This window comes from Myxococcus sp. AM010, from assembly GCF_013372585.1.
GTDB lineage: Bacteria > Myxococcota > Myxococcia > Myxococcales > Myxococcaceae > Myxococcus > Myxococcus vastator.
Map to the genome: position 1 here is coordinate 209116 of NZ_JABXEO010000003.1, position 8875 is coordinate 217990.

Annotated in this window: 11 protein-coding genes; all 11 read left to right on the forward strand. The window is 67.8% G+C overall.

All coding sequences use genetic code 11. The annotated features are described in order from the left end of the window. Nucleotides 1–8: 8 nt before the first annotated feature. The gene (gene sdhB / locus HV826_RS03445) at nt 9–818 is read left to right on the forward strand and encodes a succinate dehydrogenase iron-sulfur subunit (protein ID WP_176415569.1); all 810 of its coding nucleotides are present in this window, start codon (nt 9–11) and stop codon (nt 816–818) included. 274 nt (nt 819–1092) lie between these two features. Further along, nucleotides 1093–2253, forward strand: coding sequence for an ADP-forming succinate--CoA ligase subunit beta (sucC, locus tag HV826_RS03450; RefSeq protein ID WP_163782368.1), 1161 nt, complete (start codon nt 1093–1095; stop codon nt 2251–2253). 29 nt (nt 2254–2282) lie between these two features. After that, a complete protein-coding gene (gene sucD, locus HV826_RS03455) occupies nt 2283–3182 on the forward strand; it encodes a succinate--CoA ligase subunit alpha (protein ID WP_163782367.1) in 900 nt (299 codons plus the stop codon). A gap of 33 nt (nt 3183–3215) precedes the next feature. Continuing rightward, nucleotides 3216–3653 (forward strand): nucleoside-diphosphate kinase, encoded by a 438-nt coding sequence (gene ndk, locus HV826_RS03460; RefSeq protein ID WP_140791557.1) that lies wholly within the window; start codon nt 3216–3218, stop codon nt 3651–3653. Nucleotides 3654–3855: 202 nt separating this feature from the next. After that, a complete protein-coding gene (gene rlmN / locus HV826_RS03465) occupies nt 3856–4992 on the forward strand; it encodes a 23S rRNA (adenine(2503)-C(2))-methyltransferase RlmN (RefSeq protein ID WP_176415570.1) in 1137 nt (378 codons plus the stop codon). 90 nt (nt 4993–5082) lie between these two features. Continuing rightward, the gene (gene rpsP / locus HV826_RS03470; protein ID WP_176415571.1) at nt 5083–5343 is read left to right on the forward strand and encodes a 30S ribosomal protein S16; all 261 of its coding nucleotides are present in this window, start codon (nt 5083–5085) and stop codon (nt 5341–5343) included. 11 nt (nt 5344–5354) lie between these two features. Next, on the forward strand, nt 5355–5639 hold the full coding sequence (locus HV826_RS03475) for a KH domain-containing protein (protein WP_176415572.1): 285 nt from the start codon (nt 5355–5357) through the stop codon (nt 5637–5639). Continuing rightward, nucleotides 5636–6199 carry a ribosome maturation factor RimM gene (gene rimM / locus HV826_RS03480; protein ID WP_176415573.1) on the forward strand — a complete coding sequence of 188 codons (564 nt, stop codon included), beginning with the start codon at nt 5636–5638 and terminating at the stop codon, nt 6197–6199. Before HV826_RS03475 ends, rimM begins: the two co-directional genes overlap by 4 nt. Beyond that, nucleotides 6196–6939, forward strand: coding sequence for a tRNA (guanosine(37)-N1)-methyltransferase TrmD (gene trmD / locus HV826_RS03485; protein ID WP_176415574.1), 744 nt, complete (start codon nt 6196–6198; stop codon nt 6937–6939). The genes rimM and trmD overlap by 4 nt, the downstream gene beginning before the upstream one ends. 116 nt (nt 6940–7055) lie before the next feature. Next, on the forward strand, nt 7056–7439 hold the full coding sequence (gene rplS / locus HV826_RS03490) for a 50S ribosomal protein L19 (RefSeq protein WP_163782362.1): 384 nt from the start codon (nt 7056–7058) through the stop codon (nt 7437–7439). Between the two features lie 81 nt (nt 7440–7520). Further along, on the forward strand, nt 7521–8875 hold a 1355-nt coding region (locus tag HV826_RS03495), incomplete at its 3' end, for a chromosome segregation protein SMC (protein WP_176415575.1).

An 8875-nucleotide genomic window follows, 5' to 3' on the forward strand; every position in this document is an offset into this window, starting at 1 on the left:
CGAGCCACATGGACACTGCACAGGCATCCGCTGTCACCACCAAGACCATCACCTTCCGCATCTGGCGGCAGGATGATCCCGCGAAGCCAGGCCACTTCGATGAGTTCAAGGTCCCCTATGTGAAGGGCGCCAACGTCATCTCATGCCTGATGGAGATCCAGCGCAACCCCGTCACCGTGGAGGGCAAGCGCGTCGCCCCGGTGATCTGGGACGCCGCGTGCCTGGAGGAGATCTGCGGCAGCTGCGCCATGAACATCAACGGCCGCGTGCGCATGGCCTGCTCGGCGCTGATCGACAAGCTGGAGCAGCCGATCACGCTGGAGCCCATGAGCAAGTTCCCCGTGGTGAGGGACCTCACGGTGAACCGCGACCGCATGTTCGACGCGCTCAAGCGCATCAAGGGCTGGGTGCCCATCGACGGGACGCACAACCTGGGGCCGGGCCAGCGCCAGGCGCCCGTGGACCAGTCGGTGATGTACGTGCTGTCCACGTGCATCACCTGCGGCAGCTGCCTGGAGGCGTGCCCCCAGGTGACGCAGGAGAACGACTTCGTGGGCGCGGCGGCCATCAGCCAGGCCCGCCTGTTCAACATGAACCCCACGGGCAAGATGAACTCCGAGGAGCGCGTGCGCTCGCTCATGGGGCCCGGCGGCGTGCAGGACTGCGGCAAGGCGCAGAACTGCGTGAAGGTCTGCCCGAAGGAGATCCCGCTCGTCACGTCCATCGCGGTGATGAACCGCGAGGTGACCAAGCTCACCATCAAGGACATCTTCTTCCAGGACGAGTCCCCCAAGGGCCACGGCGGCGGTCCGGGGTAGGGCGCTCGCCCGCGACTTCCTGGCCTTCGCTGGCTTCAAGCGGCCCCGGGCCGGCGTCCACCTGAGGCGCCGGGCGGGGCCGTCGCCGTTGGGCCAGCCGCGGTGAAGGAAGGCTCATCTTCGCGGACATCCCTGATTATCTGCCATGCACCCTGTCGGACGGTGCAGGTGCACCGGGGTCAAACGGTCTTGCACTCCGTCCCTTTCTGCGCAATGAGGGCCCGGCGCTGACGCCTCTGTTCAGGCTGTCTCCCTCGTCTCCACCGGAGCCTCGATGAAGATCCACGAGTACCAGGGCAAGGAAATCTTCCGGAAGTACGGCGTGCCCACGCCGAAGGGCATCCTCGCCGTTTCCGCCAATGACGCGGAGGCCGCCGCGAAGGAGCTCGGCACCTCCGTGGTCGTCGTGAAGGCCCAGATCCACGCGGGTGGCCGCGGCAAGGGCGGCGGCGTGAAGCTGGCCAAGAGCCCCGCGGAAGCCAAGGAGCTGGCCAAGCAGATGCTTGGCATGAAGCTCAAGACCATCCAGACGGGGCCGGAAGGCCAGACGGTCCACAAGGTCTACATCGAAGAAGGCCTGGCCATTGGCCAGGAGCTGTACCTGGGCGTGACACTGGACCGCGCCACCAGCCGCATCACCTTCATGGCCTCTCGCGAGGGCGGCGTGGAGATTGAAGAGGTGGCGGAGAAGCACCCGGAGAAGATCCTCCGCGAGTCGGTGGACCCGGCCGTGGGCTTCCAGGACTTCCAGGGCCGCAAGCTGGCCTTCGGGCTGGGCCTGTCGGGCCCCACGGTGAACAAGTTCGCGCAGTTCTGCTCGGCGCTGTACCGGATGTTCATCGACACGGACGCCTCGCTCGTGGAGATCAACCCGCTGGTCATCCTGAAGGATGGCGGCGTGGTGGCGCTCGACGCGAAGGTGACCTTCGACGAGAACGCGCTCTACCGGCACAAGGACCTGCTGGAGTACCGCGACCTGGCCGAAGAGGAGCCCCGTGAGATCCAGGCCAAGGAGTGGGACCTGGCCTACATCGCGCTGGACGGCAACATCGGCTGCATGGTGAACGGCGCGGGCCTGGCCATGGCCACCATGGACACCATCAAGCTGGTGGGCGGCAGCCCGGCCAACTTCCTGGACGTGGGCGGCGGCGCCAACAAGGAGAAGGTCACCGCGGCCTTCAAGCTCATCCTGGCGGACCCGGCCGTGAAGGCGGTGCTGGTCAACATCTTCGGCGGCATCATGAAGTGCGACGTCATCGCCGAGGGCATCATCGCCGCGGCGAAGGAGGTCCAGCTCAAGGTCCCGCTCGTGGTGCGGCTGGAAGGCACCAACGTGGAGAAGGGCAAGGAGCTGCTGAGCAACTCCGGCCTCGCCATCACCCCGGCGGACAACCTGCGTCAGGCGGCGGAGAAGGCCGTCGCCGCGGCGAAGTAGTCCCGCGCACCCTTTCCTGAAAGAACGCCATGGCCATCCTCGTCAACGAAAACACGAAGGTCCTCTGCCAGGGCATCACCGGCTCGGCGGGTTCGTTCCACGCGAAGCAGATGCTCGAGTACGGCACGAAGCTCGTCGCCGGTGTGACTCCGGGCAAGGGCGGCACCACCTTCGAGGGCAAGGTCCCCGTGTTCAACACGGTGGCCGAGGCAGTGAAGGCGACGGGCGCGAACACGTCCGTGGTCTTCGTGCCGCCGCCCTTCGCCGCTGACTCCATCATGGAGGCCGCGGACGCGGGCGTGTCCCTCATCATCGCCATCACCGAGGGCATCCCCGTCAACGACATGGTGCGCGCCAAGCGCTACCTGCAGGGCAAGCCTGGCGTCCGCCTGGTGGGCCCCAACTGCCCGGGCGTCATCACCCCTGGCGCGCAGTGCAAGATCGGCATCATGCCGGGCCACATCCACAAGCCGGGCCGCATCGGCGTGGTGTCGCGCTCCGGGACGCTGACCTACGAGGCCGTGCACCAGCTCACCCAACTGGGCCTGGGCCAGTCCACCGCCGTGGGCATCGGCGGTGACCCGGTCAACGGCACGGACTTCGTGGACGTGCTGAAGCTCTTCAACGCGGACCCGGACACCGACGCCGTCATCATGATTGGCGAAATCGGCGGTGACGCCGAGGAGCAGGGCGCCGAGTACGTCGCGCGCGAGTTCACCAAGCCGATCGCCGGGTTCATCGCGGGCCAGTCCGCGCCCCCGGGCAAGCGCATGGGCCACGCTGGCGCCATCATCTCCGGCGGCAAGGGCACGGCGACCGAGAAGATCAAGGCCATGGAGGCCGCGGGCATCCTGATGGCCGCCAGCCCCGCCGAGCTGGGCACCACCCTTCAGGAGGCCCTCAAGCGGGGCGCTCCGAAGAAGCGCTAAACCCCAACGGAAACACGAGAAGGAGCCAGTCACATGGCTATCGAGCGTACGCTGTCCATCATCAAGCCGGACGGCCTGGAGAAGGGCGTCATCGGGAAGATCATCAGCCGCTTCGAGGAGAAGGGGCTGAAGCCGGTCGCCATCCGCCTGCAGCAGCTGTCCCAGGCGCAGGCCGAGGGCTTCTACGCGGTCCACAAGGCCCGGCCCTTCTTCAAGGACCTGGTGCAGTTCATGATCTCCGGCCCGGTGGTCCTGATGGTGCTGGAAGGTGAGAACGCGGTCCTGGGCAACCGGGACATCATGGGCGCCACCAACCCCGCGCAGGCGGCCGAGGGCACCATCCGCAAGGACTTCGCCACCAGCATCGACAAGAACACGGTGCACGGCTCCGACAGCCTGGAGAACGCGAAGATTGAAATCGCGTACTTCTTCCGGGAGACGGAGATCCACGCCTACCCGTACCAGAAGTAGCCAGCCGGCCCCCTGGCGGGGCCGCCGTCCCAGGCCCGGTGTCCGTGCTCCAGAAGGCGCGGGCCCGGGCCGCTGTTCTTTCTTTCAGGAGACACAGCCGGGGAGTGTCCATGGGGCGGGCAGGGGAGCATGGGCTCCTTTGACTTGCCGTGCCCAGATGTGGGAAGGGACGCCCCTGGGCCCACCGTTAAGGGCAACGACGATGTCAGAGACCTCCGCCACTTCCCTGCCAGTCACCGAGCCGCTGCCGGCTCCCGCGCCCGCCAGGCTGGTGGACGTGGCCAGCCTGTCGTTGGAGGCGCTGTCGCGCTTCGTCACCGAGGAGCTGGGTGAGCGCGCCTTCCGTGCCCCGCAGCTCTACCGCTGGCTGCACCAGCGCGGCGCCACCTCGTTCGACGAGATGACGGACCTCTCCAAGGCCCTGCGCGAGAAGCTCAAGGCACAGGCGGAGATCGTCCCCCTGGTGAAGGACTGCGAGCTGCGCAGCACGGACGGCACCATCAAGTACCGGTGGAAGACGCGGGACGGGCGCTACATCGAATCCGTCTACATGCCCACCGAGGACCGCCGGACGTTGTGTGTGTCCACCCAGGTGGGCTGCGCCATGGCCTGCGGCTTCTGCATGACGGGCACCATGGGGCTCAAGCGCAACCTGACCCCCAGCGAGATTGTCGCCCAGGTCCACGCGGTGAACCGCGAGGTCCGCAAGAACGAGGGCCACGAGACGCTGCGCCCACTCTCCAACCTGGTGTTCATGGGGATGGGCGAGCCGCTCCACAACTTCGAGAACCTCAAGACGGCGCTCGCCATCCTCCAGTCCGGGGACGGGCCCAACTTCAGCCACCGGCACATCACCGTCTCCACCGTGGGGCTGGTGCCGATGATTGAGCGCTTCGGCAAGGAGACGGACGTCAAGCTGGCCATCTCCCTCAACGCCAGCACCGACGAGCAGCGCAGCAAGACGATGCCCGTCAACCGCAAGTGGAACATCGCGGCCCTGCTGGACGCCTGCCGGAAGTTTCCGCTGCGTCAGGGCCGCCGCATCACCTTCGAGTACGTCCTCATCAAGGGCTTCAACGACGCGGACGAGGACGCGCACCGGCTCATCGACCTGCTCAAGGGCATCCCGGTGAAGGTGAACCTGATCCCCTACAACGAGAATCCCGGCCTGGGGTTCCACACCACTGGCGAGGAGCGCGCGGAGGAATTCCGCGCCATCCTCGCGGACGGCCATGTCGCCGCCTACATCCGCAGGAACCGGGGCCGGGACATCGCCGGCGCCTGCGGGCAGCTCGCCAATCGCGGCGAGACACCAGTCGGGGCCGAGAGTACGACATAAGGTCCCGAGCTTCCTTGACAATCCAGCGGGAGCGGCGTTAAGAGCGCCACCCCTTTCCTAAGACGTATCCTGTTCGTTGGAGAGCATTCAATGGCCGTAGTCCTCCGTCTTGCCCGCGCGGGCGTCAAGAAGAAGCCGTACTACCACGTGGTCGCCACCGATTCCCGCAACCCCCGGGACGGCAAGTTCATCGAGGCCGTGGGCGCGTACGATCCGAACCTGGAGCCGCCGAAGGTGGAGTTCAACGAGGAGCGCCTCAACTACTGGCTGAAGACTGGCGCGACGCCATCTGAGACTGTCGCGGACCTGATCAAGGTCGCCGGCAAGGCCAAGCCCGCTCCCGCGGTCTGAGCCACGCCCGCGTGGACGTGGAGCAGCTACTCAACTATCTGGCGCGGGCCCTGGTCGATCATCCTGACCAGGTCAGCCTGCGCATTTCCGAAGCGGAAGGGGCCCGGCTCTTCGAGCTGAAGGTCTCCGCCGAGGACGTCGGCAAGGTCATTGGCCGTGACGGGCGCACCGTGAATGCCCTCCGGACGCTGCTCAATGCCGCCGCACAGAAGTCCGGGCAGAAGGTCCGCCTGGAGATTCTCGACGACCGGCGCAATGCGGCAGGCGCTCCGGTCGCGCCGGATTCCACGCAGTGACGGCCAGTCCCCTCCTGGAGTTGGGCTACGTCTCGCGCGCTCACGGGCTGCGGGGCGAGGTCGCCATTCGCGCGTTGGATCCGGCGTCGGAGACGCTCGACACCGTCGACCGCATCTGGGTGCGGACGCGCGCCGGTGTGGAGCGGGAGATGCGGCTGGAGTCGCTCCGGCCCACGCCCAAGGAGGACATCGTGGTCCTGGAGGGCGTGGCGTCGCGGATCGACGCGGAGGCGCTCGTGGGCTCCAAGGTGTTCGTCTTCCGCGAGGACCTGGAGCCTCCCGCGGAGGGTGAGTTCTTCCAGGGTGACCTGGTGGGGCTCGACGCCGTGGACGCCAACGGGAACGCGCTGGGCCGGGTGGAGGAGATCTGGGCCACCGGCGAGGTCCCCAACCTGGTCATTCGCGCCTCCGGGCGCGAGGAGCTGGTGGTGCCCTTCGCGGACGAGTTCGTCCCCTCCGTGGACCTCGAGGCGCGGCGCATCGTCATCCATCCGCCGGAGTACGTGGATTCGGGACGCAAGGGCGACGAGTCGGGTGGAGGCCCGGAGGACGCGGAATGAGCCCACCGTATCCGGTGGAGATCCTCACGCTGTTCCCCGGCATGGTGTCCGGTTACCTGGGGGCCAGCATCCTCGGGAAGGCCCAGGAGAAGGGCCTGCTGGTCACCACCATCACCGACATCCGCGAGTACGCCGAGGGCAGGCATCGCGTCACCGACGACGCGCCCTATGGCGGCGGCGCCGGCATGGTGATGAAGCCGGAGCCCCTGGTCGCCGCGATTGAGGCGGCCAGGGCGCGGCAGCCAGGCGCCCGGGTGCTGCTCATGAGCCCCCGAGGGCCCACCTTCACCCAGGCCACGGCGCGTGAGCTGGTCCGTCACGAGGCGGGCCTCATCCTGGTCTGCGGCCGCTACGAGGGCGTGGACGAGCGGGTGATGGCGCACCTCGACGGGGAGCTGTCCATGGGTGACTTCGTCCTCACCGGCGGCGAGCTGGCGGCCATGACGGTGGTGGACGCGGTGGCGCGGCTGGTGCCCGGGGTGCTGGGCAACGTGGACTCGTCCGTCACGGAGAGCTTCGAGGAAGGCCTGCTGGAGCATCCCCAGTACACCCGTCCGCCTGTCTTCCGGGGCGTCGAGGTGCCGGCCGCTCTTCAGTCCGGCGACCATGCCCGGATTGCCCGCTGGCGCCGCTGGAAGTCGTTGGTGCTCACCCAGGCGCGCCGCCCGGACCTGTATGCCGGCGTGGAGTTGTCGAAGGCCGACCAGAAACTGCTGGCCCGGCGGGAGGAAGAGCTGTAACCCTGAGCGTTGCTAGCGGGTTGGATCATCTGGGCTTGTCCGACACCGCGCTCTCTGTTAGTACGGCCCGCTCTTCACGCGACCATCGCGTCAGTTCAAGTTTTCCGGAGTTTGTCATGCGCAACGCCGCCATTCAGCACATCGAGGCCAAGTTCCTGCGCCAGGATGTCACCGTGTTCAACACCGGTGACTCCGTGCGCGTCCACTGGAAGGTCAAGGAGGGCGAGAAGGAGCGCGTGCAGGCGTTCGAGGGCATCGTCATCCGGAAGACCAAGGGCGCCCACCGCGCCACCTTCACGGTGCGCAAGCTCTCCTTCGGCGTCGGCGTGGAGCGCGTGTTCCCGCTGCACAGCCCCCGCTACGAGAAGATCGAGGTCCTGTCGCGCGGCAAGGTGAACCGCAAGCGCCTGTTCTACCTCCGTGAGCTCAAGGGCAAGGCGGCGCGCGTCGACGTCATCGAAGAGCCGAAGCCGGCCAAGAAGGCCGCCGCGGCCTCCTGAGCGCTTCCCGCGCCTGGGCAGTGAAAAGGAGCGTCCGATCCCGGACGCTCCTTTTTTCATTCGCGCTAACATGCGCGGGCCATGCAATTCGCCGAAGTCGCCGTCCAGAACGTCCGCGGTTTCTCCCCCGCCGGTCGCTTTGCCCTGAAGGCGGGGTACCTCGTCCTCAAGCCGCCCTCGGCGGAGTCGAGCCCCTTGGCGGGCCTGTCCCTCGCGCTACTCTTCGCGGACGGGCGCGGTAGTGACGCCAGCTTCATTGCCGCCGGTGCGAAGTCGGGCAAGGCGGCCCTGACGTTCGTCGGAGTGGATGGGGTGACGTACCGCGTGCTGCGCGACCTGGGCGGCTCCGGGACGCTGCACCGGATGAACGCCACGACGCAGCAGCCGGAGCTCGTCTCGTCGGACGCGTCGGAGATCAGCCAGTTCCTTCGCGGACAGGCGGGGCTGCCGCCGAAGACCACGTTCGAGCAGGTGTACTGCCTTCAGCCCGCGCAGCTCCCCTCGCGCCGCCCGAGGAGGCCCGCTGCCGCCGCGGCGAAGGTGGACCCGAAGACGTCCGGCAGGTACCCGTCGCTCGCGTCCGCGTCCACGGTGCTGCCCGCCGAAGACATCCCCGCCGCCGAGGCGAAGCTGCGCGCGCTGGAGCAGGAGCTGGTCGCCTCCACGGAGGTAGACAGCCTTCAATTCAAGGCGGACGGCGTGGCCTCCCAGCTCTTCGACGCCGAGCAGCGGCTGAAGGGCACCGAGGGGCTCAAGGTGGCCATCTCCGAGGCCGAGGCCGCCTGGCGCGCGGCGCCGACGCCCGAGTCCCTGGGGTTGCCCCAGGACATCGTGAATCGCCTGAAGCGCCACCCCAAGGTGCTTGCCCGGCGTGATGAGGCCCTGGCGCGCCTCAACGCGGACCGGGAGAACGAGGCGGAGGCGCGTCCCGCTACGGTGCCGCCCCTGACGCGGAACACGGGGTTCTGGGCTGGCCTGGGCGCGGGCGTGCTGTTCCTGGCGCTGGCCGTGGGCCTGGGCTTCGGTGTGGACCGGACCTTCCGCTATCTGGCGCTGCTGGACATCCCGGCCTTCGGCGTCGCCGCCTTCCTGGCGCTGCGCTACGTGGATGACTTGCAGAAGGCCACGCGTCACGGCAGCAAGGAGAACCGCTTCGACATCCGGGAGAAGAAGATCCTCGAGGAGTACGAGGCGGAGGCCGCGCCGCTGCGCATGGCGCAGAAGGCGCTCGACGTGGAGGAGCTGGACGGCATCGCCCCGGCCCTGGAGCGCAAAGAGCTGCTGGGCGCGCGCGTCGCGGAGCTGCAGGACCAGTTGCAGACGATGGAGTCGGATCCGGACTATCTCGCGGCGGCAGCCCAGGTGCAGTCGCTGAAGGCGGAGGCGGAGGCGCTCAACGACGAGCTGACGCAGAAGGGCACCTACGTCCGCGACAT